The sequence below is a fragment of the Mesorhizobium sp. DxT genome (genome assembly GCF_058448885.1).
This window is the reverse complement of sequence record NZ_JBZFLJ010000006.1, coordinates 80,197-105,010: the sequence shown is the minus strand read 5'-3', so window position 1 is coordinate 105,010 and position 24,814 is coordinate 80,197. Positions and strand designations below refer to the sequence as shown.

27 protein-coding genes are annotated in these 24,814 nt (G+C 62.5%); 18 read left to right on the top strand and 9 right to left on the bottom strand.

Going from position 1 to position 24,814, the window contains the following annotated elements:
* Nucleotides 1-41 precede the first annotated feature (41 nt).
* The 6 genes from ACVJNE_RS12995 (at nucleotide 42) to ACVJNE_RS12970 (ending at nucleotide 4,118) form a co-directional block, all read left to right on the top strand.
* The gene (locus ACVJNE_RS12995; RefSeq protein WP_499566135.1) at nucleotides 42-1,208 is read left to right on the top strand and encodes an acetyl-CoA acetyltransferase; all 1,167 of its coding nucleotides are present in this window, start codon (nucleotides 42-44) and stop codon (nucleotides 1,206-1,208) included.
* The gene (locus ACVJNE_RS12990; RefSeq protein ID WP_499566133.1) at nucleotides 1,205-1,954 is read left to right on the top strand and encodes an SDR family NAD(P)-dependent oxidoreductase; all 750 of its coding nucleotides are present in this window, start codon (nucleotides 1,205-1,207) and stop codon (nucleotides 1,952-1,954) included. Before ACVJNE_RS12995 ends, ACVJNE_RS12990 begins: the two co-directional genes overlap by 4 nt.
* Nucleotides 1,955-1,972: 18 nt before the next feature.
* Nucleotides 1,973-2,458, top strand: a complete 486-nt coding sequence (locus ACVJNE_RS12985; protein WP_499566131.1) for a hypothetical protein — start codon at nucleotides 1,973-1,975, stop codon at nucleotides 2,456-2,458.
* A gap of 37 nt (nucleotides 2,459-2,495) precedes the next feature.
* A complete protein-coding gene (locus tag ACVJNE_RS12980) occupies nucleotides 2,496-3,293 on the top strand; it encodes a helix-turn-helix domain-containing protein (protein WP_499566129.1) in 798 nt (265 codons plus the stop codon).
* Nucleotides 3,294-3,363: 70 nt separating this feature from the next.
* Nucleotides 3,364-3,768 carry a VOC family protein gene (locus ACVJNE_RS12975; RefSeq protein WP_499566127.1) on the top strand — a complete coding sequence of 135 codons (405 nt, stop codon included), beginning with the start codon at nucleotides 3,364-3,366 and terminating at the stop codon, nucleotides 3,766-3,768.
* Nucleotides 3,765-4,118, top strand: coding sequence for a VOC family protein (locus ACVJNE_RS12970; protein WP_499566125.1), 354 nt, complete (start codon nucleotides 3,765-3,767; stop codon nucleotides 4,116-4,118). Before ACVJNE_RS12975 ends, ACVJNE_RS12970 begins: the two co-directional genes overlap by 4 nt.
* 3 nt (nucleotides 4,119-4,121) lie before the next feature.
* Here the strand turns inward: ACVJNE_RS12970 and ACVJNE_RS12965 are convergent, their stop codons facing one another.
* A complete protein-coding gene (locus ACVJNE_RS12965) occupies nucleotides 4,122-4,871 on the bottom strand; it encodes a DUF3750 domain-containing protein (protein ID WP_499566123.1) in 750 nt (249 codons plus the stop codon).
* 67 nt (nucleotides 4,872-4,938) lie between these two features.
* Here ACVJNE_RS12965 and ACVJNE_RS12960 point away from each other — a divergent pair, with 67 nt between their 5' ends.
* On the top strand, nucleotides 4,939-5,943 hold the full coding sequence (locus tag ACVJNE_RS12960; RefSeq protein ID WP_499566121.1) for an asparaginase: 1,005 nt from the start codon (nucleotides 4,939-4,941) through the stop codon (nucleotides 5,941-5,943).
* Here ACVJNE_RS12960 and ACVJNE_RS12955 read toward each other — a convergent pair.
* Nucleotides 5,940-7,313, bottom strand: coding sequence for a TIGR03808 family TAT-translocated repetitive protein (locus ACVJNE_RS12955; protein ID WP_499566119.1), 1,374 nt, complete (start codon nucleotides 7,311-7,313; stop codon nucleotides 5,940-5,942). The two genes, ACVJNE_RS12960 and ACVJNE_RS12955, sit on opposite strands and share 4 nt — an antisense overlap.
* 107 nt (nucleotides 7,314-7,420) lie before the next feature.
* On the opposite strand from ACVJNE_RS12955, the gene ACVJNE_RS12950 reads away from it, so the two are divergent.
* Entirely contained in the window at nucleotides 7,421-7,888 is a 468-nt protein-coding gene (locus ACVJNE_RS12950; protein WP_444725127.1) for a GreA/GreB family elongation factor, read from the top strand.
* Between the two features lie 24 nt (nucleotides 7,889-7,912).
* On the opposite strand, the gene ACVJNE_RS12945 is transcribed toward ACVJNE_RS12950, so the two are convergent.
* On the bottom strand, nucleotides 7,913-9,337 hold the full coding sequence (locus ACVJNE_RS12945) for a methylmalonyl-CoA mutase family protein (RefSeq protein ID WP_499566117.1): 1,425 nt from the start codon (nucleotides 9,335-9,337) through the stop codon (nucleotides 7,913-7,915).
* A gap of 238 nt (nucleotides 9,338-9,575) precedes the next feature.
* On the opposite strand from ACVJNE_RS12945, the gene ACVJNE_RS12940 reads away from it, so the two are divergent.
* Nucleotides 9,576-11,138, top strand: a complete 1,563-nt coding sequence (locus ACVJNE_RS12940) for a helicase HerA-like C-terminal domain-containing protein (protein WP_499566115.1) — start codon at nucleotides 9,576-9,578, stop codon at nucleotides 11,136-11,138.
* A 63-nt stretch (nucleotides 11,139-11,201) separates the two neighbouring features.
* Here the strand turns inward: ACVJNE_RS12940 and ACVJNE_RS12935 are convergent, their stop codons facing one another.
* Nucleotides 11,202-11,927: a L,D-transpeptidase gene (locus ACVJNE_RS12935; protein WP_499566488.1), complete on the bottom strand. Its 726-nt coding sequence runs from the start codon at nucleotides 11,925-11,927 to the stop codon at nucleotides 11,202-11,204.
* Between the two features lie 240 nt (nucleotides 11,928-12,167).
* Nucleotides 12,168-12,827 carry a haloacid dehalogenase type II gene (locus ACVJNE_RS12930; protein ID WP_499566113.1) on the bottom strand — a complete coding sequence of 220 codons (660 nt, stop codon included), beginning with the start codon at nucleotides 12,825-12,827 and terminating at the stop codon, nucleotides 12,168-12,170.
* Nucleotides 12,828-12,985: 158 nt separating this feature from the next.
* On the opposite strand from ACVJNE_RS12930, the gene ACVJNE_RS12925 reads away from it, so the two are divergent.
* The 4 genes from ACVJNE_RS12925 to ACVJNE_RS12910 all read left to right on the top strand — a co-directional run bounded on the left by ACVJNE_RS12925 (nucleotide 12,986) and on the right by ACVJNE_RS12910 (nucleotide 16,142).
* On the top strand, nucleotides 12,986-13,852 hold the full coding sequence (locus tag ACVJNE_RS12925; RefSeq protein ID WP_499566111.1) for a branched-chain amino acid aminotransferase: 867 nt from the start codon (nucleotides 12,986-12,988) through the stop codon (nucleotides 13,850-13,852).
* A 122-nt stretch (nucleotides 13,853-13,974) separates the two neighbouring features.
* Nucleotides 13,975-14,577 (top strand): superoxide dismutase, encoded by a 603-nt coding sequence (locus ACVJNE_RS12920; RefSeq protein WP_499566110.1) that lies wholly within the window; start codon nucleotides 13,975-13,977, stop codon nucleotides 14,575-14,577.
* 185 nt (nucleotides 14,578-14,762) lie between these two features.
* A complete protein-coding gene (locus tag ACVJNE_RS12915) occupies nucleotides 14,763-15,194 on the top strand; it encodes a c-type cytochrome (RefSeq protein WP_499566108.1) in 432 nt (143 codons plus the stop codon).
* Nucleotides 15,195-15,218: 24 nt separating this feature from the next.
* Nucleotides 15,219-16,142, top strand: coding sequence for a c-type cytochrome (locus ACVJNE_RS12910; RefSeq protein WP_499566106.1), 924 nt, complete (start codon nucleotides 15,219-15,221; stop codon nucleotides 16,140-16,142).
* Nucleotides 16,143-16,148: 6 nt separating this feature from the next.
* Here ACVJNE_RS12910 and ACVJNE_RS12905 read toward each other — a convergent pair whose 3' ends face one another.
* Nucleotides 16,149-18,248: a S9 family peptidase gene (locus ACVJNE_RS12905; RefSeq protein WP_499566104.1), complete on the bottom strand. Its 2,100-nt coding sequence runs from the start codon at nucleotides 18,246-18,248 to the stop codon at nucleotides 16,149-16,151.
* A gap of 411 nt (nucleotides 18,249-18,659) precedes the next feature.
* On the opposite strand from ACVJNE_RS12905, the gene ACVJNE_RS12900 reads away from it, so the two are divergent.
* The gene (locus tag ACVJNE_RS12900; protein WP_173193405.1) at nucleotides 18,660-19,079 is read left to right on the top strand and encodes a Ros/MucR family transcriptional regulator; all 420 of its coding nucleotides are present in this window, start codon (nucleotides 18,660-18,662) and stop codon (nucleotides 19,077-19,079) included.
* Nucleotides 19,080-19,150: 71 nt separating this feature from the next.
* Here ACVJNE_RS12900 and ACVJNE_RS12895 read toward each other — a convergent pair whose 3' ends face one another.
* Nucleotides 19,151-19,441, bottom strand: coding sequence for a cytoplasmic protein (locus tag ACVJNE_RS12895; RefSeq protein ID WP_499566102.1), 291 nt, complete (start codon nucleotides 19,439-19,441; stop codon nucleotides 19,151-19,153).
* A gap of 207 nt (nucleotides 19,442-19,648) precedes the next feature.
* Here ACVJNE_RS12895 and ACVJNE_RS12890 point away from each other — a divergent pair, with 207 nt between their 5' ends.
* Nucleotides 19,649-20,062: a helix-turn-helix domain-containing protein gene (locus ACVJNE_RS12890; protein WP_499566100.1), complete on the top strand. Its 414-nt coding sequence runs from the start codon at nucleotides 19,649-19,651 to the stop codon at nucleotides 20,060-20,062.
* 10 nt (nucleotides 20,063-20,072) lie between these two features.
* Nucleotides 20,073-20,870 carry a DUF6456 domain-containing protein gene (locus ACVJNE_RS12885; RefSeq protein ID WP_499566099.1) on the top strand — a complete coding sequence of 266 codons (798 nt, stop codon included), beginning with the start codon at nucleotides 20,073-20,075 and terminating at the stop codon, nucleotides 20,868-20,870.
* A gap of 5 nt (nucleotides 20,871-20,875) precedes the next feature.
* Here the strand turns inward: ACVJNE_RS12885 and ACVJNE_RS12880 are convergent, their stop codons facing one another.
* Both ACVJNE_RS12880 and ACVJNE_RS12875 read right to left on the bottom strand, forming a co-directional pair.
* Nucleotides 20,876-21,310, bottom strand: a complete 435-nt coding sequence (locus tag ACVJNE_RS12880; protein WP_173190229.1) for a SufE family protein — start codon at nucleotides 21,308-21,310, stop codon at nucleotides 20,876-20,878.
* A 31-nt stretch (nucleotides 21,311-21,341) separates the two neighbouring features.
* The gene (locus ACVJNE_RS12875; RefSeq protein ID WP_173190231.1) at nucleotides 21,342-21,716 is read right to left on the bottom strand and encodes a DUF5330 domain-containing protein; all 375 of its coding nucleotides are present in this window, start codon (nucleotides 21,714-21,716) and stop codon (nucleotides 21,342-21,344) included.
* Nucleotides 21,717-22,172: 456 nt separating this feature from the next.
* Here ACVJNE_RS12875 and ACVJNE_RS12870 point away from each other — a divergent pair, with 456 nt between their 5' ends.
* Together ACVJNE_RS12870 and ACVJNE_RS12865 are read left to right on the top strand one after the other, a co-directional pair.
* Nucleotides 22,173-23,957: a sensor histidine kinase gene (locus ACVJNE_RS12870; RefSeq protein ID WP_499566096.1), complete on the top strand. Its 1,785-nt coding sequence runs from the start codon at nucleotides 22,173-22,175 to the stop codon at nucleotides 23,955-23,957.
* Between the two features lie 76 nt (nucleotides 23,958-24,033).
* A complete protein-coding gene (locus tag ACVJNE_RS12865; RefSeq protein ID WP_499566486.1) occupies nucleotides 24,034-24,807 on the top strand; it encodes a peptidoglycan-binding domain-containing protein in 774 nt (257 codons plus the stop codon).
* Nucleotides 24,808-24,814 lie beyond the last annotated feature (7 nt).

Sequence of the window (24,814 nt, the reverse complement as noted above, 5' to 3'; positions counted from 1 at the left end):
AAGCGGATCGGCCATGTTATGCTGAAGCTAGGGAGAGAAGAATGACAGCTTGTATCGTGGGCTGGGCCCATTCGCAGTTCGGCAAGTTTTCCGACGAAACCGTGGAAAGCCTGATCGTCAAGGTAACCAACGACGCCCTCGAGCACGCCGGCATCGGGCCTGAGGATGTCGACGAGATCGTTCTCGGCCATTTCAACGCAGGTTTCTCCGCGCAGGACTTTACCGCGAGCCTCGTTCTTCAGGCCGATGACCGGCTGCGCTTCAAGCCGGCGACCCGCGTCGAAAACGCCTGCGCGACCGGTTCCGCAGCCGTACGCCAGGGCATCCGTGCGCTGGAAGCGAAAGCGGCCCGCGTGGTGTTGGTGGTCGGCGTGGAGCAGATGACGACGACGCCGGGACCCGAGGTCGGAAAGAACCTTCTGAAAGCCTCTTACGTCGTTGAAGAAGGCGACATTCCGGCAGGATTCGCGGGCCAGTTCGGCAAGATCGCGGCCGCCTATTTCCAGCGCCATGGCGACCAATCGGACGCGCTCGCCCGCATCGCGGCCAAGAACCACAAGAACGGCGTCGAAAACCCCTATGCGCATATGCGCAAGGATTTCGGCTACGAGTTCTGCCGCACCGAAAGCGAGAAGAACCCCTTCGTCGCCGGCCCGTTGAAGCGCACCGACTGTTCGCTGGTCTCTGATGGGGCGGCAGCGATCGTGTTGACAGACGCGACCACCGCGTTGTCGATGAAGCGCGCCGTCGCATTCCGCGCCAACGAGCACGTACAGGACTTCCTGCCGATGTCGAAGCGCGACATCCTGCTGTTCGAGGGTTGCGAGGCAGCCTGGGAGCGCGCGCTGAAACAGGCAGGTGTGTCGCTCGACGACCTGTCCTTCGTCGAAACGCATGACTGCTTCACAATCGCCGAACTGATCGAGTACGAGGCGATGGGGCTGGCTCCGCGGGGGCAGGGCGGCAAGGTGGCGCTCGAAGGCCAGACCGAGAAGGGCGGCCGGCTGCCGGTCAATCCGTCCGGTGGGCTCAAGGCCAAGGGTCATCCGATCGGGGCCACGGGCGTTTCGATGCATGCGCTGACCGCGATGCAGCTTACCGGCGAAGCCGGCGGCATCCAGGTCGAGGGCGCGAAGCTGGGCGGCATCTTCAACATGGGCGGCGCTGCCGTCGCCAACTACGTGTCCATCCTCGAACGGATCAAATGAAGCCATCCGCCATCGTCACTGGGGGCGCATCCGGCATTGGCCTTGCCACTGTCGAATGGCTCCTCGACGATGGTTGGCCGGTGGCCGTGCTAGATTCCGATCCCGTGGCGCTCGTCGCCGCCGAGGACATGTTTTCGGGCGAGAACGCGGTCTTCATCGGCGTCGACGTCACCGACGAGGAGATGGTCGCCGAGGCTTTCGACCAGGCCGTCGATGCGCTTGGTCCGCTGGGCGGGCTCGTCAACTCCGCCGGCATAGCCATGGACGTGTCGGTCATGGAAACCACGGCCGAAAAGTTTCGCGAAGTGCTCGACGTCAATCTCGTCGGCACGCTCATCGCCTCGAAGGCGGCGGTGGAGCGGAAGGCCGAGACGCTGTCGATCGTCAACATCGCGTCCGTGTCCGGGCTGCGGGCCAATCACGGTCGCTGCGCATATGGCGCTTCGAAGGCGGGTGTGAGGCTGATGTCGGAGGTGATGGCGGTGGAGCTTGCCACCCGCGAGGTGCGGGTCAATTGCGTGGCGCCGGGACCGATCGACACGCCGATGGTCGCGCGGCTGCATGGCGAGCACGCCCGCAGGCAATGGCTCGATCGCCTGCCTCAAGGGCGCTACGGGGAGCCGGACGAGGTTGCAGCAGCGATCGCGTTCCTGCTTTCGCCCGAGGCGAGCTTCATCACCGGCCAGACGATCGCGGTGGACGGCGGCTTCATGGCGGCCGGCATTATTCGCCACGACAATTCATAAGACAGGAGATTATTCGAGATGAGGAAATGGGCTGCTGTCCTGGCGATGACGCTTGCCACCACGTGTGTGGCCTCGGCGCAGGATGATGATGTCGACTCCTATGTGCAGGCATTCTGCGGCCTGCGGGAGGCCGATGGTGGCGCGGCGCGCATCTACCTGCTGAGCCCGGGACTGACCGAATTGGTCACAGCGGCGCTGGAGAAGAACGCGGCGATACAAGCCGAAACGCCTGACGAGAAGCCGCCGCTGGGCGATGGCGTTCCCTATCAGGGCTTCCAGGACTACGCGCCCGTCTGCGAGCCGGGTGAATCCGTCGTGGAAGGCGACAAGATCATCGCCGAGGTCAATTACGCATTTCCTGATGAGGAGGGCGCGAAGGCGACGGATCGGCTGGTGCTCGTCAAGGGCGAGGGTGGCGTCTACGTGATCGACGACATCCGCTATGGCGCGGAAGGCGACGAGAACACGCTGCGCACCGCGCTTGCCGGGGCTTTCTCCGACTAGCATCCGCAAGGCGGCGGCAATCGACCGGAGAAGAGGAATGCTGACGGCACGCGAGCCGGAGAACGAAGCGACGAAGCTCGTCATCGACCGGCTCTGGTGCGTATCGGATCCGGCTGCGGACGGCTTCGAGACGCTGCTGCCGTCGGGCCGGGCGCAGATCATCTTCAGCTTTCAAGTTCCGCTCGATGAGCATGACCCGACAGCGCCGCAACCCCGCTCCGGCTTGATGCATGTGCTGCAGGGGCCGTCGACGCAGCCGCGCCGCATAGCGCGCGCGTCGCAGGTGTCGTCCTGCGGCGTGAGCCTCCGGCCGGGCGGTGCAGGCGCGCTCTTTGGCCCGGTGGTCGACCGGACGACCGACAAGCTCATCGACCTCTCCCGCTTTTGGGGTGATGAAGCCGGGCAGATCCAGACGCGGTTGAAAGCACTCGAATCGCATGATGCACGCCTCGATCTCCTCGAAGCGGAAGTCGAAAGCCGCCTGCGCGAGCTGACGGCGGCCGCACTGTTGGCCAGCGCCATCGAGCGCATGAGGAAAGGTGTCGCTATCAAGGACGTTTGCGCGGGCGAAGGGCTTTCACCGTACGTCTTCAGGAAACTCTTCGTCGCCAATGTCGGCATGACGCCGAAGCGCTACCTCAGGATCGCGAGGTTTCGCGACGCGCTCGGGCGTCTCACGCCGGCTTCCTCACTGTGCGACCTGGCATTCGATGCGGATTTCGCAGACCAGTCGCACATGACGCGCGAGATCGAGCAGTTCGCGGCCATGACGCCCGGTCGCCTGCGCGCGAGCAATCGACCCTATGCCGGCCACGTTCGCGATCCTTCCGCGTAGCTTTTCGTTCAAGACGCATCACTGCTCATGACGCTAATGCCGGGGCCCTCAATAGCTGCAGGAGATCGCCATGCCAGATGTTGCCAGCCCGCGGGCGGCCTTTCCCCGCCTGATCGTTCGTGACGCCGATGCCGCGATCGGCTTCTTTGAAAAGGCACTTGGGGCCCGGCTCATCGAACGCTTTGCCGAGCCACGCGGACGTGTGGCCTTTGCCAGATTGGCTTCGGGAGATTTTTCCTTTTCACTGAGCGAAGAGGTGCCCGAATGGGGATGGACCTCGCCGATCACGCTGGGCGGTTCTCCGGTCCTTATGCAACTTGACCTGAACGGCTGCGACGCTGTCGCTGCTCGGATGGAGGCCGAGGGCGCGGAGATCGTCATCCCGATCAAGGATCGTCCTTATGGCAAGCGGGAAGGTCGCCTGCGCGACCCTTTCGGCCATCTTTGGATTCTCAGCCGGGAGCTGACGGCATGATGGTTCTACGCATCGTTCCGAACATCGCGGCCGAGAAGGTTGCCGAGGTTCGCGACTTCTACACCGAGCTCTTCGGGCTCGAAATAGTTATGGATCTCGGCTGGATCGCGACCCTTGCCACCGATGCCGCCACGAACCCGCAAGTCAGCGTCATGTCGGAAGGCGGAGCAGGCGCGCCCGTGCCGAACCTTTCGATTGAGGTCGACGACGTCGACGAAGCCCATCGCCGCGCGAAGGCGATGGGTTGCACGTTCATCCACGACCTGACCGACGAGCCCTGGGGCGTGCGGCGCTTCTTCATCGAGGATCCGGCCGGCAAGCTGCTCAACGTGCTCTCGCACCGGAAATGAAGTCTACCAGATGTCGGCGACGGCGATGCTGCCCAATGCCGGCACCTTGAGCGCAGGGTTCACGAAATCCACGCCGGCGACGACACCGAGCAGATGGACCTCCAGCCCGCTGCGAACGCCAACGGCGAAGCCGGCGAGGCCGCCCAGCGTGACATGAAGGTCCCGCCGATCGGGTGCGAGCCGCACGGAGGCAAACCCGGGGGCATAGTCGCGCCCGGTCGCGTTTGGCGGTAACCTAATGCCGATGCCGGGGACCTCTCGCAGCACATGGGCAACGAAGCTGTTGGAGTTTGGTCCCGGCCAGATACGGTAATCGCCGTTGTTGCGCCAAGGATAGCTGGCAATCGCCGCTTCGGCCTGCGGGACAAGACGTTCGGCCTCTTCTCCGGTGATGGAGTGGACGAAGAAAGGCCGGTTCGAGTACCAGTGCGCGTCGGCGGGATAGCCGTTGCGCCGGATCGGCATGCCCCAGCCGACCTTGTCGTAGCGCTCGTAGTTCGCTTCGCCCGGACGCTTGATGACAATCCAGCTATGGACCGAAAGAGCACCCTTGAGACCGCCGGTGCGCGCCGCCAGTACATGGATGGCGGCCCCGGGCGCCTTCGCGGGCGGAAGCACGCCGCTGGATTGCCAGTTTGCGACACGCCATGAGGCAGGGCGGTCCAGCATCGCCCACCATGCCGAGGTCGCGGCGACAGGCAACACGAACACGACCAAGAAGACGGCGAATGTACCCTTCAGAATCTGGAACAAGCGAAAGCCTTTGCGTCGAACGGTATCAGCGATTACAGCCCTCGGAACGCGAAATTCCGGTGAGATAATGGCAAATCCAGTCCTCGTTGAAGTCACGCGCGGTAACATCGTCGAGAGCCGGCATCGCGGCGCGGCCATGGTGGTCGATGCCGACGGCAAGGCGGTGCTCTCGATCGGCGATGTAGACCGTCCGGTTTTCCCGCGGTCGGCGGTGAAATCGATACAGGCACTGCCGCTGTTGGAATCGGGCGCCGCCGACGCTTACGGATTCGGCGAACGCGAGATCGCGCTGGCCTGCGCGTCGCATTCGGGCGAGCCGGAACACGCTGCACTCGCGACCGCCATGCTTGCAAAGGCTGGTCTGGACGAGTCCGCACTTGAGTGCGGCGCGCACTGGCCATCCCGGCAGGAGGCCGCGCTGGATCTGGCCGCCGGCGGCGGCAAGCCCGGCGCCCGGCACAACAACTGCTCCGGCAAGCATTCAGGATTCTTGTGCACCTGCCGCCATGTCGGTCTGGAACATCGCGGCTACGTGCGCGCGGGGCATCCGCTACAGGAGATGGTGCGCGAGGCGATGGAGGCGGTGACCGGGGCCGCTCACGGTGCCGATGTCTGCGGCACCGACGGCTGTTCGATCCCGACCTATGCGGTGCCGCTGAAGAACCTCGCGCGCGGCTTCGCTCGCATGGCGAGTGGGCAGGGGCTTGGCGCCGAGCGGGCGCGCGCTGCAAGGCGCATTCTTGCCGCCTGCATGGCAGAGCCGTTTTACGTTTCGGGCACCGACCGTCTGGATACCCGCCTGATGAAGGCGGCGAGCGGCCGGATCATGGTCAAGACCGGCGCAGAAGGCGTCTACTGCGGAGCCGTGCCCGAACTGGGCCTGGGCATCGCCATCAAATGCGACGACGGCGCCGGCCGGGCTGCCGAGGTGGCGGTGGCAGCCATCCTGGCGAAGTTGTTGGCAGACGATGCCGAACTGGCAGGCGCTCTCCGGGATATGGCAAATCCTGTCCTGCGCAACTGGAACGGGGTAGAGGTGGGCCGGCTGAGGCCGACTGCCGAGCTTGTCTAGCTCACGAGATTTCGCTCGACCCTGAGATGGGCGAAGCGGGTTTCGTCGTCGCCGGCGAGATCGCCTGTGGCGGGATCGGCCCAGCGGTATCCGACCACCCCGTGCTCCACGGCTTCGATGATGTTGTCGGCGACAATCGCCGAACCAGCGCCCTCGACCACCGAGACGGCGATGCCTTCGCCCGCCATGCGGATGACATTGCCGGTCGCAGCTACATTGCGCAGGAACGGTCCCCAGCCGAGCATCATGCCGTAGCGGGGTGCTTTCTCGATCACGTTTCCGGTTACGGCGACATCGGCCTCGACGCTGATGCCGATGCCGAAACCGACGGCCTCGAAGGCTTCGTAAGGAGCTTCATCGACGAGGTTTCGCACGATGTTGCCGTTGCAAACGGCCATGCGGCCGCCTTCGTTGGAATTGGCGATAGATATACCGACTGCCGCCCCGTCGACGATATTGGAACTGATGACCGCGCCTTCGAACGAGAATTCGGAATAAACCGCCGTTTCACCCGAGCGCAGGCACTGGTTGCCGGTGATGTGGACGTTGCTGGCGCTATTGGCGCGAATGGCCGAGAAAGCGCAGTCGGCGACGTGGTTGTTCGAGACGATGACGTTGTCGGCGCGAAAGACATTGATGCCGTTGCCGTATTGCCCCGTGCCGCCGCTGCGCGCACCGATCCCCTCGATGTGATTGTTGGTGACGATGGAACCGTCGGTTGCCGCTTCCCACCGATGGACGAGAATGCCGCCATCTGCGCAGTCGGCGACGACGTTGGAGACGATCCGCATCCGGCCCGCCTCCACGCTGTAAAGCGCGTAATCGGTAGCACCGGTGATCGTTGAACGCTCTACGGAGCCCGAGACGCGCTCGAGCGCGATTGCCGAGCGCGCGCTGTCGCTCACTTCGCAGCGGTCCATTGTGAAAGAAGCCACTCGGCGCATGTCCACAAGAGCCTGCGCCTGCTCGTCGAGCGGCCGGTTGGCGCCGTCGATCGAGAGGCCGGTGAGGTCCACGGTAGATGCGTCTTCGGCGGCGAAAAGGAAGCCGCCGCCACCATAGACGATACGGGTCGTGCCCGGCACGCCGATCAGTCGCGTTTCGCGCGGGAAACGTATGTTGGAAACGACATAGTCGCCGGGCGGCAGGAATACAGGTGCGCCGCGCTCGCCGGCCGCGTCGAGCATCTTCTGGAAATTGCGGCTCTGGTCGTCGACGGCGCCGGGGCGGACGCCGAATTCTTCCGCGTTGATGGAGCCGCGGATGGCGGCCGTCACGGTCAGGTCCGACAGAGGTGAAGCCATCGCGCGCGTTGCCAGCCCGCCAAGCGCGAGGCCAATACCTGTCGCAAGAAACTTCCGTCTGTCCATCTTCGATACAATCCCGTCCTGTCAGACAAGCCGAAGCAGGAAGCGTGCCACGACCGGCAAATCGGCTTGCGCTTGCCGATTCCGGGGTTCGGACCTAGATTCACTCCATGAGCAGAGCTTTTACCCGAGAAGACGATGGCGACGGCGCGCTGCCCGATATTGGCGAGCGGCCCGTCAGCCAACACCGAAACCTGGTGACCCGCGAAGGGCTTGCCGCGATCGATCACGAAGTGACACGATTGCGCGAAGAGCTCGCACGCGCGGAGGCGGAAGGCGTGCGCGAACGCATAGCGCTCGTTTCGCGAGATCTGCGCTACTGGAACGCGCGGCGCGAAACGGCTGAACTTTCAGAGCCGCATGACGACAAGGTCGTACGTTTCGGCATGCATGTCACCATCGTCAACGACGACGATGAACGGCGTACCTGGAAGATCGTGGGCGAGGACGAGACGGACGTCTCAGCCGGCAAGATTTCCCACGTTTCGCCGATGGCACAGGCGCTTTTCGGCAAGAGCGTCGGAGACGTTGTAACCGTTAGCGGCAAGGATTGGGAAATCGTGGAGCTGGGCGTCTGAACGGCGCGCGATAAACCTAACCAGTCAGTCGCCCAGAAGCGAATCGAGCCGAATGGGCGGCAACTTTTCGCAGAAAACCACCCCGTCCGATGGGGGATTGCGGCGCTCCGTTGAAAGCGTAGGCGCGGAATCTTCGTCGGTGCCTTGCGCGTGCAGCGTGGTGCCGACGATCTTAAAACGATCTTCGCGAAGGCGTTGTGCCCGTCTTTCGCGCGCCTCGACAACCCGCTTCTGAAGCCGACCAGCAGCGAGGCTGGCGAGCAGGCCACCCTCAGCTTCGATCTGCCGAAACTCTTCCCAGGCTGCCTCACACAGCGAAGCGGTGAGGATATCCAGGTCTTCGGAGCCGGTCTGCGGATCGCCGAGCAGGCTGAGATTGGTCTCGTTCGCCAGAATGAGCTGGGCATTGCGCGCAAGCCGCCGCGCTTTGGATTCCGGCAATCCATGCGGAAGCGTGTGCGGCAAAACGCTGATCGTGTCGGCCCCGCCAGCCGCCGCGGCGAACGCTGCCAGCGTCGAGCGCAGGATGTTCGTCTCTATCGCCTGCGCGCTCATCATCCGGTACGAAGTCTCGACGTGTACCTTGGTCGGCGAAGGCGGGATGCCGCAAGCTTCCTGAGCCTTCGACCAGAGCTTGCGCAGCGCACGAACCTTGGCGACCGACAGGAACTGATCCTGGTCGACAGAGAGGGCGAAACCGATGTGAGGCGTGGCATAGACAAGCGGCTGACGCGCTTCCTGGAACATGCGCAGGTGAGAAACGGCACTGGCCAGCATCGCGCCGAGCTCCTGTGCCTCCGTCGCGCCGGCATTGTGGAAAACACGGCCGTCGGCTTCCAGCAGCACTGCCGGAATGCCCATGCCGAAGAAATGCGCCAGCGACTGCGGCATTGACGCCTGCAAGGCCTCGATCGACATGCGCAGGCTGCCATTGCCGGCAAAGATGGCCGCGGGATCGATGCCGAAGGACAGTCCCAAACGGGTCGGGTCAACCTTCTTGCGGCGCATCAGTTCGACGATCCAGTCGACGGACGCCCGGCTCGACGGATGAACGTCTATGCGCAGATAGATCCGGTTCAGGGGTATGTTGTGGAGGGCCGCTGCCAGCGCCTCGGGCTTGGCGGGAAGGCCGAAGCCGAATGCGTTCGGGGCATCCTCGAAGACGACCGCCAGGCCGGTCGCCCCATTGGCGATGTCTTCCTGCGCCTGCGCATTCGCACGCTTGGCATCCGAATCGTCGACGCGCTGCACGACGGTCCATCCTGCCGCCGCTCGGGACATCAATCCCGGCCGGGACCGGTCCTGGCGCAGGCTCTCGAACTGCAAATCCGAATAGGAGGGCACGGCCGGTGCTTCCGTGTGCGCGCTCGTGACGCCGCGCACCGATTCCAGCCATTGCGACCGGCCGATCGGCGGAAAACTTCCGGTGTTTATGATCGCGGCTTCCATGCCTGCTCCCATCTCCGCCTTATGGCGAGCGTCGTCGCAAGTTTAGGATGCACGCCAGCTTGCTGCAATGCGAAGCGGCACCGCCAATAGGCTTATCACGGCTGATGACGGCATTTCATGAACGCGTGTGTTCATTCGGCAACGGCTCGCATCATCCGCATTGGCAGGGTCCACCGGGGTGGCTATACCGGCTGGGCAGCCCGTGCCGGCCACGGAAACGACAGCGGAGAGGGAACTCATGTGGGACGAGCAGCAGAAGAGCATATTTCTCGGGGCCAGCCGCAAGCCGGATGACAGCTACCAGCAGCCCGAGGAATTGCTGCTGAAGTTCGGCAATCGCCATGGGCTCGTGACCGGCGCGACCGGCACCGGCAAGACGGTGACCCTGCAGATCCTGGCGGAAGGCTTTTCCAATGCCGGTGTCCCGGTCTTCTGCGCCGACATCAAGGGTGACCTGTCGGGCATCGCGATGATGGGCGAGGCCAAGGACTTTCTGCTGAAACGCGCCGAAACGATCAAGCTGGAGCCATATGAGTTCGGCGAGTTTCCAGTCATATTCTGGGACCTGTTCGGCGAGCAGGGGCACCCGATCCGGGCAACCGTTTCCGAAATGGGACCGCTGCTCCTGTCGCGTCTGATGAACCTCTCCGAGGCGCAGGAAGGCGTGATGAATATCGCCTTCCGCATTGCCGACGAAGAAGGCTTGCTGCTCCTCGACATGAAGGACCTGCAGGCGATGTTGGCCAACATGGCCGAACGCGCGTCGGAGATCGGTGCGCGCTACGGCAACGTATCGCGGCAGTCGGTGGGTGCGATCCAGCGCCAGCTTCTCGTGCTGGAACAGCAGGGCGGCGCCTACTTCTTTGGCGAACCCGCGCTTAAGATCAGCGACATCATGCGCACCACGCGCGACGGGCGCGGCGCGATCAACGTGCTGGCTGCCGACAAGCTGATGATGAATCCCCGCCTCTACGCGACATTCCTGCTCTGGCTGCTCTCTGAGCTGTTCGAGGAATTGCCCGAGGTCGGCGATCCGGACAAGCCGAAGCTGGTGTTCTTCTTCGATGAGGCACACCTGCTTTTCGACGAAGCCCCGCGCGCGCTGGTCGAACGCGTCGAGCAGGTGGTGAGGCTCATCCGGTCGAAAGGCGTGGGCGTCTATTTCGTCACGCAAAACCCGCTTGATGTGCCGGAAACGGTGCTGGCGCAGCTTGGCAACCGCATCCAGCATGCTCTGCGAGCCTATACGCCGCGCGAGCAAAAGGCGGTGAAGACGGCAGCTGATACGTTCCGCCCCAACCCGGATTTCAATTGTTTCGAGACCATCACCCAGCTCGGCACCGGCGAGGCGCTGGTTTCGACGCTGCAGGAAAAGGGCATTCCCTCGATGGTGCAGCGCACGCTTATCCGGCCGCCTTCGGCGCGGATGGGTCCGATCACCCCGGACGAGCGCAAGAAGGTAATGGGACTGAGCCCCGTGGCTGGGCAATACGATCAGACGATCGATCGGGAATCCGCATACGAGCTTCTTCAAAAGAAGGCAGCGGAGGCAGCCAAGGCCGCGGAGCAAGACGAACGCCAGACGGATAAAGAGACCGCAAGCGAAGGCGGTTCCGGCTGGACGCTGCCCGATTTCGGCGGCTCCGATAGCGGGAAGGCGCCGCGAAAGACAACGCGGCGCAGCGGTTATCAGCGACAGACGGTAACGGAAACCGCGATCAAGTCGGTTGTGCGCACGATCGGCTCGACGCTCGGCCGCGAACTTGTGCGCGGTATTCTGGGCAGTTTGCGCAAGCGGTAGCGCAAATGAAGAAGCGGCGGAGCACTAACTCCGCCGCTCAACTCTCACTTGCACATCATCACTTCAGGCAGTGACGCGCAGGCCAGACGTGACAACGATTGGCGACTTCTCTGCCACGCGGTCATAAAGGTCCATGACATCCTGATTGATCAGGCGCACGCAGCCCGACGAGACGGACTTGCCGATCGACCACCATTCCGGCGAGCCGTGTAGGCGGTAGAGCGTGTCCTTGCCATCCTGGTAGATGTAAAGCGCGCGCGCGCCGAGGGGATTATTCACGCCGGCGGGCATGCCGCCTTCCCACTCGTTGGTACCCGGCACCTGCCGCGCGGTGTATTTTTTCAGCTCAGGCTGGCGCGCGATCATTTCTTCCGGCGGGAACCAGCGCGGCCAATGCTGCTTCCATTCGATCACGCCATTGCCCGACCACTCGAAGCCCTGACGGCCAAGGCCGACGCCGTAGCGCATGGCGCGACCAAAGCGCTGCACGACGTAGAGGAAGTGATTGGAGGTATCGACGACGACCGTTCCGGGCCGCTCGCCCGTCGGATCCGATACGACCTGACGCAGATATTGCTTGTCGATCCTGTCGAACGGCACGGCGGGAATGGCGTGTCCTCCGTCGCTCACGGCAGCGTACATGGAAACCGGCGCGCCGAGTTCAGGTTCGATCGGACGCGCTTCCTCGATCACGCGGTTGCGCTGGGGCGGGCCGTTCGTCGTGCAACCAGCGAGCGCTGTCGCAGCGGCGGCAGCCGTGGCGGACGCAAGCAAGGAGCGTCGGGTCATCAATGGATTGGTGGGGGCGGCGGACACGTCGGCTCCTTGGAAAATTCAAGCGACAGAAATGAAGCGGAAGCCGGACACGAGTTTCTCCCCGAAACCAATCCCCGATCCGGCTCCGTGGACAGGTGATCCTGACTTTGTCAGAAACATGGATAACAATTACCTAACACAGCCGACGCTGAACCACTGTTGCCGCACCGCAACAGAGACGGCAAATGACTTTTCACGGCGTGGTTGTCGGAGCTAGAGAGCGTCCAGCCCGTCGAGCGACGGAAGGATGAGCGCGGGCGGGTGATCCCTGTATTCGTCCGGCTGGCCGGTTCGATTGATCCATACCGTCCTGAACCCGAATTTGTGAGCTCCCGCGACGTCCCAGCGGTTGGAGGACTGAAATGACACCGACTGTGGATAGAGGCGCCATGCGGTCGTGACCATCTCGTAGACCTCTGGAACGGTCTTGTAGCGGCCGATCTCATCAACGGAGAACACTTCGTCGACGACGGTGTCGAGCGCTGCCGATTTCACGGCAGATTCCAGCATGGCCGGCGAACCGTTGGACAGGATCGCAATGCGCCCTCCGGCGGCCTTGAGTGCTGCGAGTACGGCCGGAACCTCTGGAAAGCAGTCGAGTCGCCAATAGGCGTCCAGCAGTTTGCCGCGCAGTGCAGGATCGGCCGTCGGAACCTTGAGGAACGCATAGTCGAGCGCTTCTTCCGTCAACTGCCAGAAATCCCGGTAGCTGCCCATCAGTGTCCTGACCCATGAATATTCGAGCTGCTTGGCCCGCCAGATCTCCGAAAGGGCCTGTCCCTCGGGCCCTATTTCGCCGGCATGGCGGCGCACCGCCGCGTGCACGTCGAACAGTGTACCGTAGGCGTCGAAGACATAAGCGGAATGGGTCATGGCAGTTGCACCTTTCGCGGCCGACTTGATCCCAATGGCAGGATGCGGTCAAGCGATGGCTGCCGTTGGGTCTGGACCGAAAGAAGCCGCCTCGCTGTCGGTTGACGCGGCGCGGCAAAGGCCGTTCGATGGCGTACATCAGAAGAAGGAAAGCCAGCATGAGCCTGTCCACCCCAGCGCAAACAACCACATGGACATTCGTCGATGGCGACTGGCACGAGGGCAACGTGGCCGTTGTCGGCCCGCGCAGCCACATCATGTGGCTCGGCTCAAGCGTCTTCGATGGCGCACGCTGGTTTGAAGGGGTTGCCCCCGACCTCGATCTTCATTGCAAACGCGTCAACGTTTCCGCGATCGCGCTCGGCCTGAAGCCGACCAAGACCCCCGAGGAAATCGTCGCGCTGACCTGGGAGGGGCTGAAGAAATTCGACGGCATGACCGCAGTTTATATACGGCCGATGTACTGGGCCGAGCACGGCGGCTATATGGGCGTGCCCGCCGATCCCGAATCGACGCGCTTCTGCCTGTGCCTCTACGAAGCGCCGATGCTGGAGCCGACCGGCTTCTCGGTTTCCGTGTCGCCGTTCCGTCGCCCTACCATCGAGACGATGCCAACCAACGCCAAGGCCGGCTGCCTTTATCCCAACAACGGTCGCGCCATTCTCGAAGCTAAGATGCGCGGCTTCGACAACGCGCTGGTGCTCGACATGCTCGGTAACGTGGCCGAGACAGGGTCTTCGAACATCTTCATGGTCAAGGACGGTCATGTGCTCACGCCGGCGCCGAACGGTACGTTTCTGTCGGGCATCACGCGGTCGCGCACGCTGACGCTGCTAGCCGAGGCCGGCTACAAAGTGGGCGAGCGCACGTTGAGCGTTCGCGATTTCATGGAAGCCGATGAAATCTTCTCCACCGGCAACCACTCGAAGGTCGTGCCGATCGTGCGCATCGAGAACCGCGACCTTCAGCCGGGGCCGGTCGCCAAGAAGGCCCGCGAACTCTATTGGGATTGGGCCCACTCCTGACCTTTGGCTTGATCGCGGAGCAATTTTCACATTCCGCGCGGAACGGTGTTGCGCCCGTGCGGATTGCCCCTATGTAGAAGCTGAGCCATCAACCCATTCATTTAAGCAAGGGAGAATTTGCCATGGCCTTCGAACTGCCCGAACTGCCTTACGATTACGAGGCGCTGCAGCCCTACATGTCGAAGGAAACGCTGGAGTTCCACCACGACAAGCATCACAAGGCCTATGTCGACAACGGCAACAAGCTGGCTGCCGAAGCGGGCATGGAAGATCTCTCGCTGGAAGAGATCGTGAAGCAGTCGTATGGCAAGAATCCCGGCCTCTTCAACAATGCGGGCCAGCATTACAATCACATCCATTTCTGGAAGTGGATGAAGAAGGGCGGCGGCGGCAAGAGCCTGCCGAGCGCGCTGCAGAAGGCGGTCGACAGCGACCTCGGCGGCTACGACAAATTCCGCTCCGACTTCATCAATGCCGGCACCACCCAGTTCGGTTCCGGCTGGGCATGGCTGACGGTCAAGAACGGCAAGCTGGAGATCACCAAGACGCCCAATGGCGAGAACCCGCTGGTGCATGGTGCTGAGCCGATCCTTGGCGTCGACGTGTGGGAGCATTCCTATTACATCGACTACCGCAACGCGCGGCCGAAATATCTCGAAGCCTTCGTCGACAGCCTGATCAACTGGGATTACGTGCTGGAGCGGTACGAAGCAGCCACCAAGTAAGCTCCGTATCGATCGGATATTGGAAAGGCCCCGGGCGACCGGGGCCTTTTATTTTTGCCCGGACGGGGCGCGCGATCACGCAACCGTGACGAGTGCGTCGGGCGATTTGACTTTGACTATGCGAAGAATCCGCGAAGATCGGTCCGAAATTCCGTTCCAGCCATTGCCAGATATCGGAGCCCTTCATGAAATTGTTCGCATATGCCGCAGTAGCCCTTACGGCCATGAGCGTCGCCGCCGCCGCCGACGCGTTGGAAGACAGGCAGAACCTAATGAAGGAGCGTGGCAGCTTGATGCGCATTCTGGCGCCGATCGCCCAGGAAAAGCAGCCGTTCGACGCGGCAACCGTGCTCGATGCGCTTGAGAAGATGAACGCGAACGCGCAGGCAACCACCGACGTGGCGGCACTTTGGCCAGAGGGAAGCGACACCGGCGATACCGAATCCTCTCCAAAAATCTGGGAGGACATGGCTGGTTTCCAGGCGGCAAGCGACAAGTTCGCTGCTGATACGGCGGCTGCGGTTGAGGCTGCCCCGCAGGATCTCGCTGCCTTTCAGGCGGTCTTCGGCGCCGTCGCCAGCAATTGCGGCTCCTGCCACGAAGCCTACCGGATGTAGGCTCCGGCCATCGCATCCGCCTCGATGTCCCGTTCCGGCAAATTGCTGCTGAGCCTTGCCATGCTGGCGCTGGCCGGAGGCGCGGCCTTCTGGTTCGCCAGCGCGCCGCGGCCGCTGGATGATGCAGCGCTGGCCGAACTCGAAGGCGGCGACGCCGGGCGGGGCGAACAGATATTCTGGGCAGGCGGCTGCGCCTCCTGCCATGCGGCGCCCGGAGCGACCGGCGACGACCGGCTGGTTCTTTCCGGTGGCGTCAGGCTCGAAACACCGTTCGGGAACTTTGTCGCGCCGAATATCTCTCAGCACCCCCAGGATGGCATAGGCGGATGGTCCGCCGGCGATCTGGGCAACGCCATGTTGCGCGGCGTTTCGCCGGCAGGCGAGCATTATTATCCTGCCTTTCCATATGGGTCATATACCCGGATGAAGCCCGGTGATGTAGCCGACCTTCACGCGTTCCTGATCACGCTTCCGGAGGTGGAAGGCAAGGCGCCGCAGAGCGAAATCGGTTTCCCGTTCAGCATGCGCCGCGGCATCGGTCTCTGGAAGATGCTGTTCCTCAACGACGAGCCTGTCGTGGCGCTCGACAATCCATCCGACGCGATCGCGCGCGGCCAATACCTTGTCGAGGGTCCCGGCCATTGCGGCGAGTGTCACACGCCCCGCAACGCGCTCGGTGGGCTCGACAAGGGCCAGTGGCTTGCCGGCGGCCCCGCTGCCGAAGGCGAGGGCAGGGTACCCAACATCACCTCCGGCGAGGGCGGGATAGGCGACTGGAGCGAGGCCGAAATCGCAGACCTGCTCGAGACCGGTTTCACGCCGGATTTCGATTCAGTCGGCGGCTCGATGGCGTCGGTCATACGCAACATGGCGGAACTGCCGTCTTCGGACCGCGACGCCATCGCCGCCTATCTGAAGGCCATACCCGGACATCCTGATGGATCCTGAGCGATCCTAGGCCTTGCCTACGACCTTCAGTGCGAACGCGTAGCCGTAGGCGATTTCCTCAAGGCGCGAGAAACGGCCCGACGCACCCGCGTGGCCCGCATCCATGTTGATGCGGAACAGGACCGGATTGTCGTCGGTCTTGCGTGCGCGCAGCCGCGCGACCCATTTGGCAGGCTCCCAATAGGTAACGCGCGGATCGGTGAGGCCGGCGACCGCGAGGATCGGCGGATAGGCCTGGGCGGACACGTTGTCGTAGGGTGAATAGGCCGCAATCGTTCGATAGTCGGCCGCAGATTCAATCGGGTTGCCCCATTCCGGCCATTCCGGCGGGGTCAGCGGCAGGGTTGCGTCGAGCATTGTGTTGAGCACGTCGACGAACGGAACCTCCGCGATGATGCCGGCGAATGCCTCTGGCGCCATGTTTGCGACGGCACCCATCAGCATGCCGCCCGCAGATCCACCCTGAGCGACGATACGGTCGTGGCTGGTGAGGTTCTCGGCAACGAGGTGGCGCGCAGCCGCTATGAAATCGGTGAAAGTGTTCTGCTTGCGGTCCCGCTTCCCATCTTCGTACCAGCCATAGCCCTTGTCCTTGCCGCCGCGGATATGCGCGATGGCATAGACGAAACCGCGATCGACCAGTGAAAGGCAGTTCGTGTTGAAGGATGCCGGAATCGCGATGCCGTAGGAGCCGTAGCCATAGAGCAGGCAAGGTGCGGAGCCGTCGAGCGGCGTGTCCTTGCGGTATAGCAGCGACACGGGAACGAGTTGGCCGTCTGCTGCCGGCGCAAGAAGGCGGCGTGTGATGTAGTCGTCCGCATTGTGGCCGGAAGGCACTTCCTGGGTTTTCAGAAGCACACGCTCGCGCGTACGCATGTCGTAGTCATAGACCTGGGCGGGCGTGGTCATCGACGAATAGCTGAAGCGGATGATGTCGGTGTCATATTCGTATGAGCCGGCCAGTCCAAGCGAATAGGCTTCTTCCTCGAAGGCCACCACGTGCTCTTCGCTCGTAGCTCGGTGACGCACGACGATGCGCGGTAGCCCATCCTTGCGTTCCAGCCGGACGAGGTAGTCCCGGAAACCCATGACTGACAGAATCAGCCGTCCGGGTTCGTGCGGGACCAGTTCGGTCCAGTTCGCCTCGCGCGGATCGGACACCGGCGCCGTCATGATGCGAAAGTCTTTCGCGCCCCCCGAGTTCGTGAGGACGAAGAAGACATCGCCGCCTTCCTCCAGATCGTACTGAATGCCCGCTTCGCGGGCTTTCACGAGAACCGGTTCCGCGTCGGGTCTGGCAGCGGGCAGCAGACGGTACTCGCTCGTTTCGTGATCGCTGATCGAGATCATAATCCAGTCGTTCAGGCGGGTTCCGCCCACGCTCATGAAGAAGCCCGGATCGGTTTCCTCGTAAACCAGCCTGTCCTGCGCGGTATCGGTGCCAATGCGGTGGTGGAAGACCTGCGAGGGGCGATGGTTGTCATCCAGCCTGGTGTAGAAAAAGCCGTTGTCGGTGGCATCCCACTGGCCTTCTCCGCCGGTGTCGGCGATCAGGTCTGCGAGGTCCTCGCCGGTCCGAAGGTCGCGAACCTTGAGCGTGTAGAACTCGGAACCCTTGTCGTCGAAGCCCCACACAAGCCGCTCGTGGTCGCCAGCGTGATCGACGCCTCCGATACGGAAATAGGCCTTGCCCTCGGCTTCCGCGTCACCATCGATGAGAATGGTCTCCTCCCCACCTTCGCGCGGAACGCGGAAAAAACGCGGATGCTGGCCGCCGGTGCGGTAGGACGTACCGTAGGCGAAAGGACCATCCTTCATCGGCACGCTCGAATCGTCTTCCTTGATCCGCCCCTTCATCTCGCCGAAGAGTGTTTCGCGAAGGGGGGCCGTGTCGGCCATCAGCGCCGCCTGATACGCGTTTTCCGCCTCCAGGTGCGATCGGATGGCCGGATCGAGCTTCGACGAATCCTTGAACATCTCCTGCCAGTTGTCGGCGCGCAGCCAGGCATATTCGTCCACACGCTCGACTCCGTGACGCACATCGCTATGCGGGCGTTGTTCGGCGCCTGGCACGGTGGCGGTCGAAAACCTTGCTGTCGATGACATGTTGCTTGCTACTCCTCGTCGATGGTCGTTGGAACCGACATGTACTGGCCCGCCGGTCAGACGCGCAGGCCATGCGAATAGGCAGATGTGGTGAGGGGCGCAAGGGATGCCAAGCCCAGACGATTTCGGACCGGGAAGCCACGCCTGGCGTCTTCAGTCCGACAGCCAAGCCTCGTCTATGACAACTATTGAATTGAGCAAATGCCCAAAGAAGATCGATATGTCTTATACTGATACTTAATTTGATTTTTTGGGAAAATAGAAGATGAAGAATTGACTTGCTGTACTGTTGGCCCCATGTATGCGGCGTAACGCGAATCGGAAGGTGCAACACAAATGCGCCCGTGCGTTATATTCCGGGAGCGGACATGCCTCGGAAGGTGCAATTTCTTACCATACTGGGGCCAAATGATGGACATTACCGAAACTCCCGCGAGAAATGACGAGATGCTGATCGAGCTGACCGCCGATGTGGTGGCAGCCTATGTCAGCAATAATCCGGTTCCGGTCGGCGATCTTCCTAATCTGATCGCGGACGTTCATGCTGCACTCGGCCGCGTCGGCGGTGCGCCGGAAGTGGCGCCGGTCGACAAGCAGAAGCCGGCGGTGAATCCGAAGAAGTCGGTTCACGACGACTATATTGTCTGTCTCGAGGACGGGAAGAAGTTCAAGTCGCTGAAGCGGCACCTGATGACCCATTACGGGCTGACGCCCGACCAGTACCGCGACAAGTGGGGTCTGGATGCAAGCTATCCGATGGTCGCGCCGAACTATGCGGCAGCGCGCTCTCAGCTCGCGAAGAAGATGGGCCTGGGCCGCAAGCGCAAATAGGCGCTGGGTCCTACATCGCTTTGATTAGACGAAAGCGGCGTCGGTGGCGCCGCTTTCGTGCGTTAAGGCCATTAGTCGAGCAGCGTGCCGGCACTGTGTCGCAGTCGGTTCAGCGTCTGTTTCAATGCGATGTGCCGATTGAGATCGTAGCTCCAGTGGCGGCGCATCCCCCTCAGACGCTCGCGCTCGATCAGCCGCTCGAGCTTGAGCGCAATCCTTTGCTTTTCAACCCGCGGCGCCAATAGCGCGTCGGCAAGATCCACGCCGCACGTGAGAAAAAGCGCCGCCGTCTGCCCGGCAACGCGCTGTTCGTGATACTTTTTGCGCTGGAAGGCATGGATGTCGCTGCAAAGTGTGTCCACCGGAAAGCTCCTTCTTGTCTTGATGCCTGGATCATCGGCGGTGGCTGGAGCCGGTGGATAAAGTCATGCGCGGAAATGACGGTGTTCAGAAAAATCGGCTGGAATTTCAGAGCCATAGGAATTTTCTGGGTTAAATTAGTTCTCTGTTTGTTCACACTCTGATGCCGCCTTGATATAAGAAATCATTCCTATTCATGGGGTGAGATCTTGTTATCCACGGCGCTGAAACAAACGGATGAGACAGAAGGCGATATCGCAGCAGTTGCTCAATCGCCTGCTGTCCGTCTGCAGAAGCTTTCCCCCGCCGAACGAGTGCCTGCGATCTGCGACGCCGTGATCGACATCGCTGCTGCGCTTTTCAATGTCAGCGGGCGTGAACTGCGCCATCCCGGCCGCTCGAGTTTGAGCGTCAGCAGGGTCAGGCAGATCGCAATGTATGTGACCCATGTCGCGCTTGGGCTGAGCATGCGCGAGGTCGGTCAAGGTTTTGGCCGCGACCGGACGACTGTCCTTCACGCGTGCCACCAGATTGAGGACATGCGGGACGATCAGGAATTCGACGGCATCGTTGCGATGACCGAACGGGTGATGACGGCGGCGCTGGGGCGTCCGGGAGAATAGAGAGGCTTACATGATGCAAGGTAAGGGGGCTGTGCGCGCGATGCGGTTTCTTGCAAGGGGAGCCGCCTCTTTGCGCAAGGCAGGCGCGGGCGGCGCAACACTTCTTGAGGGCGGTGATCGCGGAACGATCGCGATCGAGACGGATGCGCTGGGGCGCCTGGCGAATGCGGGGCTGGTCTCGATTTCCGATGAAGAAATCAGACTGACGGAGGTCGGAACGCGCTCGCTACGAGAAGTGACTACCATGCAGGCGGAACAACTGCAGGCCCGCAGTGAGATCGGCGCCGCCACGGTTGTGGTGGAGGGCGCGAGCCAGTCTGTAGCGATCAACCATGCCGAGTCGCCGCTTGCACTTTTGTGGCGACGCAAGGCGCGCGACGGCTCGCGCTTCCTGGAGGCACGGGAGTTTCGGGCAGGCGAGCGCCTCAGGACTGATTATACCCGCGGGCAGCTCGTGCCGCGCCTGGGCGTCAACTGGAACAGCTTCGGCACAGGGCACTCGGACGGCGGCGGTGCGGGCGGCATCGCCGACCTGACCGACGCGGCTCTCGCGGCGCGCAAGCGGGTCGACCACGCGATCAGCGCGGTGGGCCCGGAACTTGCGGGCGTGCTGGTCGATGTATGCTGCTTCCTCAAAGGGCTCGAGCAGGTGGAGGCCGAACGAAGCTGGCCGGCACGCTCGGCAAAGGTGGTGCTGAAATCTGCGCTTTCGGCGCTGGCACGACACTACGAACCGAACCCCGCCTCTCGGGCTCGGGAGGCTCTGCTCCATTGGGGAACGGATGATTACCGTCCGACCATTCGGTGAGCTGATCAGGATACTGCGGGCGCGGACAACGCGTCTTCCGCCTCGCGGCGGATGCGCTGAACCATCGAGCGCAATCCATTGGCCCGCTGTGGCGTGAGATGCTCGTCGAGCCCCAGTTCCCGCAGCGTTGCTTCCGCATCGGTGGCAAGGATTTGCGATGCCTTACGGTCGGAATACAGTGCAAGCAGGATAGCGACCAGCCCTCGCACGATATGGGCGTCGGAATCGCCTAGGAACTTCAGCGTCGGATCATCGCCCTTGCCACGGGTCGTGTGCAGCCAGACCTGGCTGGCGCAACCGCGCACCTTGTGGGCGTCATCACGAGCGTCGTCCGGATAGGGAGGCAGGTCTCCGCCCAGTTCGATCACGTACCGATAGCGATCCTCCCAATCGTCGAGGAAGGCGAAGTCGTCGCGGATGGTTTCGATCGTGGCGCTCATCGCCCGGATATAGAGCGTGCCGCCTTCGCTGTCACTCCTGCGGGCGTGCCACGGGCTCGGAGGGCGTCGGCACCGATCCGGTGTGGATCGGCTCAACCGGCGGGACAAGGTCTGAACTCGCAGCCATATTGGACGTCTCGCCGAAATGCTCGTCCAGCAAGCCGTAGGCGATACGCGCGCCTTCGCGAGCCCGGACACCGATCGTCTGCATGGCAGACCGTCCCACGTCGCAGACATCCGGCTGACGTTCGCACAACCCCGCCATATCGCCGATTGCCGCACGGGCCGCAAAGAAGGCCTCGATGGCTCCCACGGTGGGCTGGCCTTCGTTGTTCTCGGCCCCGCCGAACGGAATCAGCAAGAGCACCAGCGACAGCCAGAAAGCAGACTTGATCAGGAACCCCATGACTTCACCCTCGATATCAGCGCGGACTCATCCCCAATTCCGCGAATGCAGTCATACAATGCACGACACGCGCAAAAGACCGCTTGCGGCACTCGGTCAGATTCGCATCAAATTCAGTGCAAATTTTAGCTTTCCGCATTCGTATCGACCTTGAATCTGAGTTGATACGAATGCTTGTTAGGTCAGTCGCTACTTAACTATATGAAATTGCGTGCATAATTGGCCTGCCTGATTGGCCGGCGTCTCATTTCGAGGTGCCGGTTCGGGACGATCCCGCCCTTACCCTCTGTTTACCATGGCGCGAATTCGGCCCTTTCTGCAGCGAATAATCCTTTGGAAAGCGGTGTCTCGGGGCCGATCGAGGCGTCGCGTTTATTCATTCCTTAAACCGCGGCTGCGAGTGTCGGGGCCAATGAGATTGATCCGCAAAAGCGGACACTGTGCGAGTGCGTTGAGTTGAGTGCAGATGCAACCAGACCGGGCAACTGGATCACGGGGCTGATCGCGGTAAGCGAGCGCCTTGTCCATCCTGCCGTGCACGGAAATGAGCGTGAAAGGCAGCATCGCCTGCTGGTCGCGCTTCTGGCTGGACCTTTCATCCTGACGGCCGCGATCGTGCAAGTTACGATGCCGGCTTATGGCCCTTCGGTCAGCATGGCGCTTCTATGTGCCACCTACGGGCTGAGCTGGCTGGCGGCGCTGACAACAAGTACTCGTGGCTCTTCCCGCACAATGGAGATCGCGGTGCTCGCGGGCGCGGCAGGCGTCTCCGGTCTGCTGGTCGCTTTGGGCGGCGGTTTCAGTGCGCCGCTGGCGGTTCTTGTGGCTGCATTGGCGGCTGAAATCTATTGGATCAGCCGTTCGCGCAAGGCCGCCATGATCGGCGGCGCGATGGCTTTCGGGTCAGCCGTTCTATTTGGTCAGGCAATTGCAGCCGAGGGCGCATCAATGTCGGCCTGGGTCTGGACGACGCCACTTCTCTATGCCGCGACGCTCGTTGGCCGTTTGCTGAAGTATGAGCCACGGGATCAAAACGGTGCCGTCGATCTGGCCAGCGTTCTGCCTGAAGCCTGTTTCGATGCGCTGGTTGCAAGGATCACCCGCGTTGGCGAAGTGGAGAACGCGTCGAGCCACGCCGTGGCCACGCTTGGCGTCGAGCCCGAGTTGCTGCTTGGCACCGGACTGTTCGAGCGCATTCATGTGGCAGACCGGGTGGCGTTTCTGTGCACTGTGGCAGACGCTCACGACAGCGGCAGGCCGGCGCGGTGCGAGCTGCGTATCCGCATGCCGATGACGGTCGACGGGAGCAGCGGCGGCTACCGGCACTTCGATCTCGAGATTCTGCGCGCACGCAAGGGTGACGATACGGTTGTCGCCATCGTGCGCGACGGACGGGAAATAGCCGAGCTTCGCGACGAACTTGCGCGCGCCGTTGAACAGGCGGGTGCGACGGAAGTGGCCAAGAGCAGGTTCCTCGCCGCGGTCAGCCACGAGCTGCGCACACCGCTGAACGCGATCATCGGGTTCTCGGACATGCTTTTGCATCCGGAAATTTCCGGCGAGTTGGCGGCCAAGCAGGCCGAGCACGTGCAGTTGATCGGCGAAGCGGGCAATCATCTGCTGTCGGTCGTCAATGCGATCCTGGACGTTTCGAAGATCGAGTCGGGCTCCTATCAAATCTATGTCGAGCCGTTCGATCTTAAGCCGGCCGTGGAGATGTGCCGGGCGATGCTGGAGCCGCAGGCAAAGGCAAAGAACATTGCGCTGTCCGTCAGGCTGCCGCAGGGGTTGAGCCCGATTGCAGGAGACCAGCGGGCGGTGCAGCAGATCCTGCTCAACCTTTTGTCCAACGCCATCAAGTTCACGCCTGACGGTGGCAGCGTTAGCGTCAGCGCGGCTTCGCACGGCGATACTGTTCGTATTTTCGTCAATGATACAGGCATCGGCCTGTCATCGGACGAGCTGGCTCAGGTCGGAAGGCCGTTCGTGCAAGTGCACAACGACTATACGCGCCAATTCCAGGGGACGGGCCTCGGGCTGTCGCTGGTCAAGGGGCTGGTTGAACTGCATAAGGGCACGATGACCATCGAGAGCGCCACGGGGCTGGGCACGACGGTGACAATCGGCCTGCCATCGGCAGCGCCCAGCGAGCTGGGCGGCGACGATGACGACCACGAAGTTGAGGCAACACGAGGCGAGAAAGGGGAGAGATATGGCATCGCGCTCCGCAAGACCGCCTAGGCGCCGTACGGCGGCTGAGGAAATTTTTGACGAGGGAAGTGGCGTCGCAGCTTTCCTGATGCGCCATAGGATGGCGGTGGGCGGCTTGACCGCATTCGCAGTGGCGTTTTCCTACGTCGCCGCAAATGCGGTCTGGTATCAGCCCCATGCCCATGGCAGCGCATTCTTCGCAACGCGGCCGCTCGTGGCTACGCCGGAAAGCGAATTCGCAGGCGGCGGAGCAGAGATCGCCGACGGCGAGACGGTGATCCGGCTGGAGCGCGAGGAGCAGACTTCGTCGGCAGAGTTGCCGTCAGCTCGACCGCAGACGACGCAGACACCGGCGATAGAGACGCTGATCGCCGCGCCCGCGCCGAACCCGGCCGAAGTGCCCATGCCGGCAATCTCACCGCGAGGCGATCCGGTCGTCGAGGACGTCCAGCGCATACTGGCCGAGTTGAAGCTGTACGACGGTAAGATCGATGGCTTGACAGGTCCGCAAACCCGCAGCGCCATCGAGGGCTATCGCAAGATGGTCGGTCTGAGCGTCTCAGCGGAAATCGACGATCAGCTTCTGACGCAGCTTGGCGCGGCACCGCGTTCGGTAAGCGGGGCACCGCCTTTGCCTGAGGGCTCACCGGGCACAGATCTGATTGAGACGTCGTCAGCCGGGGTCGGCGATGCCACCGTCAAGCGTATTCAGGCCGGCTTGAAAGCGTTCGGCAACGAGGGGATCGAGGTCGACGGGGTTGTGGGCGCCAGGACAAAGTCGGCGATACTCGAGTTCCAGTCGCTCTTCGGCCTTCCCGAGACCGGCGAGCCCGACGAGGCGCTCTATGCGAAGATGCGTGAGATCGGCCTTGCGGACTGAGTTCCGC

What these genes read in the sequence shown, in the direction of transcription:
- ACVJNE_RS12970 (WP_499566125.1), top strand. Translation starts at nt 3,765, where the DNA reads ATGATGGTTCTACGCATCGTTCCGAACATCGCGGCCGAGAAGGTTGCC.
- ACVJNE_RS12915 (WP_499566108.1), top strand. Translation starts at nt 14,763, where the DNA reads ATGAAATTGTTCGCATATGCCGCAGTAGCCCTTACGGCCATGAGCGTC.
- ACVJNE_RS12940 (WP_499566115.1), top strand. Translation starts at nt 9,576, where the DNA reads ATGTGGGACGAGCAGCAGAAGAGCATATTTCTCGGGGCCAGCCGCAAG.
- ACVJNE_RS12910 (WP_499566106.1), top strand. Translation starts at nt 15,219, where the DNA reads ATGTCCCGTTCCGGCAAATTGCTGCTGAGCCTTGCCATGCTGGCGCTG.
- ACVJNE_RS12950 (WP_444725127.1), top strand. Translation starts at nt 7,421, where the DNA reads ATGAGCAGAGCTTTTACCCGAGAAGACGATGGCGACGGCGCGCTGCCC.
- ACVJNE_RS12920 (WP_499566110.1), top strand. Translation starts at nt 13,975, where the DNA reads ATGGCCTTCGAACTGCCCGAACTGCCTTACGATTACGAGGCGCTGCAG.
- ACVJNE_RS12985 (WP_499566131.1), top strand. Translation starts at nt 1,973, where the DNA reads ATGAGGAAATGGGCTGCTGTCCTGGCGATGACGCTTGCCACCACGTGT.
- ACVJNE_RS12995 (WP_499566135.1), top strand. Translation starts at nt 42, where the DNA reads ATGACAGCTTGTATCGTGGGCTGGGCCCATTCGCAGTTCGGCAAGTTT.
- ACVJNE_RS12980 (WP_499566129.1), top strand. Translation starts at nt 2,496, where the DNA reads ATGCTGACGGCACGCGAGCCGGAGAACGAAGCGACGAAGCTCGTCATC.
- ACVJNE_RS12885 (WP_499566099.1), top strand. Translation starts at nt 20,073, where the DNA reads ATGATGCAAGGTAAGGGGGCTGTGCGCGCGATGCGGTTTCTTGCAAGG.
- ACVJNE_RS12975 (WP_499566127.1), top strand. Translation starts at nt 3,364, where the DNA reads ATGCCAGATGTTGCCAGCCCGCGGGCGGCCTTTCCCCGCCTGATCGTT.
- ACVJNE_RS12945 (WP_499566117.1), bottom strand. Translation starts at nt 9,337, where the DNA reads ATGGAAGCCGCGATCATAAACACCGGAAGTTTTCCGCCGATCGGCCGG.
- ACVJNE_RS12900 (WP_173193405.1), top strand. Translation starts at nt 18,660, where the DNA reads ATGGACATTACCGAAACTCCCGCGAGAAATGACGAGATGCTGATCGAG.
- ACVJNE_RS12960 (WP_499566121.1), top strand. Translation starts at nt 4,939, where the DNA reads ATGGCAAATCCAGTCCTCGTTGAAGTCACGCGCGGTAACATCGTCGAG.
- ACVJNE_RS12880 (WP_173190229.1), bottom strand. Translation starts at nt 21,310, where the DNA reads ATGAGCGCCACGATCGAAACCATCCGCGACGACTTCGCCTTCCTCGAC.
- ACVJNE_RS12955 (WP_499566119.1), bottom strand. Translation starts at nt 7,313, where the DNA reads ATGGACAGACGGAAGTTTCTTGCGACAGGTATTGGCCTCGCGCTTGGC.
- ACVJNE_RS12905 (WP_499566104.1), bottom strand. Translation starts at nt 18,248, where the DNA reads ATGTCATCGACAGCAAGGTTTTCGACCGCCACCGTGCCAGGCGCCGAA.
- ACVJNE_RS12990 (WP_499566133.1), top strand. Translation starts at nt 1,205, where the DNA reads ATGAAGCCATCCGCCATCGTCACTGGGGGCGCATCCGGCATTGGCCTT.
- ACVJNE_RS12875 (WP_173190231.1), bottom strand. Translation starts at nt 21,716, where the DNA reads ATGGGGTTCCTGATCAAGTCTGCTTTCTGGCTGTCGCTGGTGCTCTTG.
- ACVJNE_RS12935 (WP_499566488.1), bottom strand. Translation starts at nt 11,927, where the DNA reads ATGACCCGACGCTCCTTGCTTGCGTCCGCCACGGCTGCCGCCGCTGCG.
- ACVJNE_RS12930 (WP_499566113.1), bottom strand. Translation starts at nt 12,827, where the DNA reads ATGACCCATTCCGCTTATGTCTTCGACGCCTACGGTACACTGTTCGAC.
- ACVJNE_RS12925 (WP_499566111.1), top strand. Translation starts at nt 12,986, where the DNA reads ATGAGCCTGTCCACCCCAGCGCAAACAACCACATGGACATTCGTCGAT.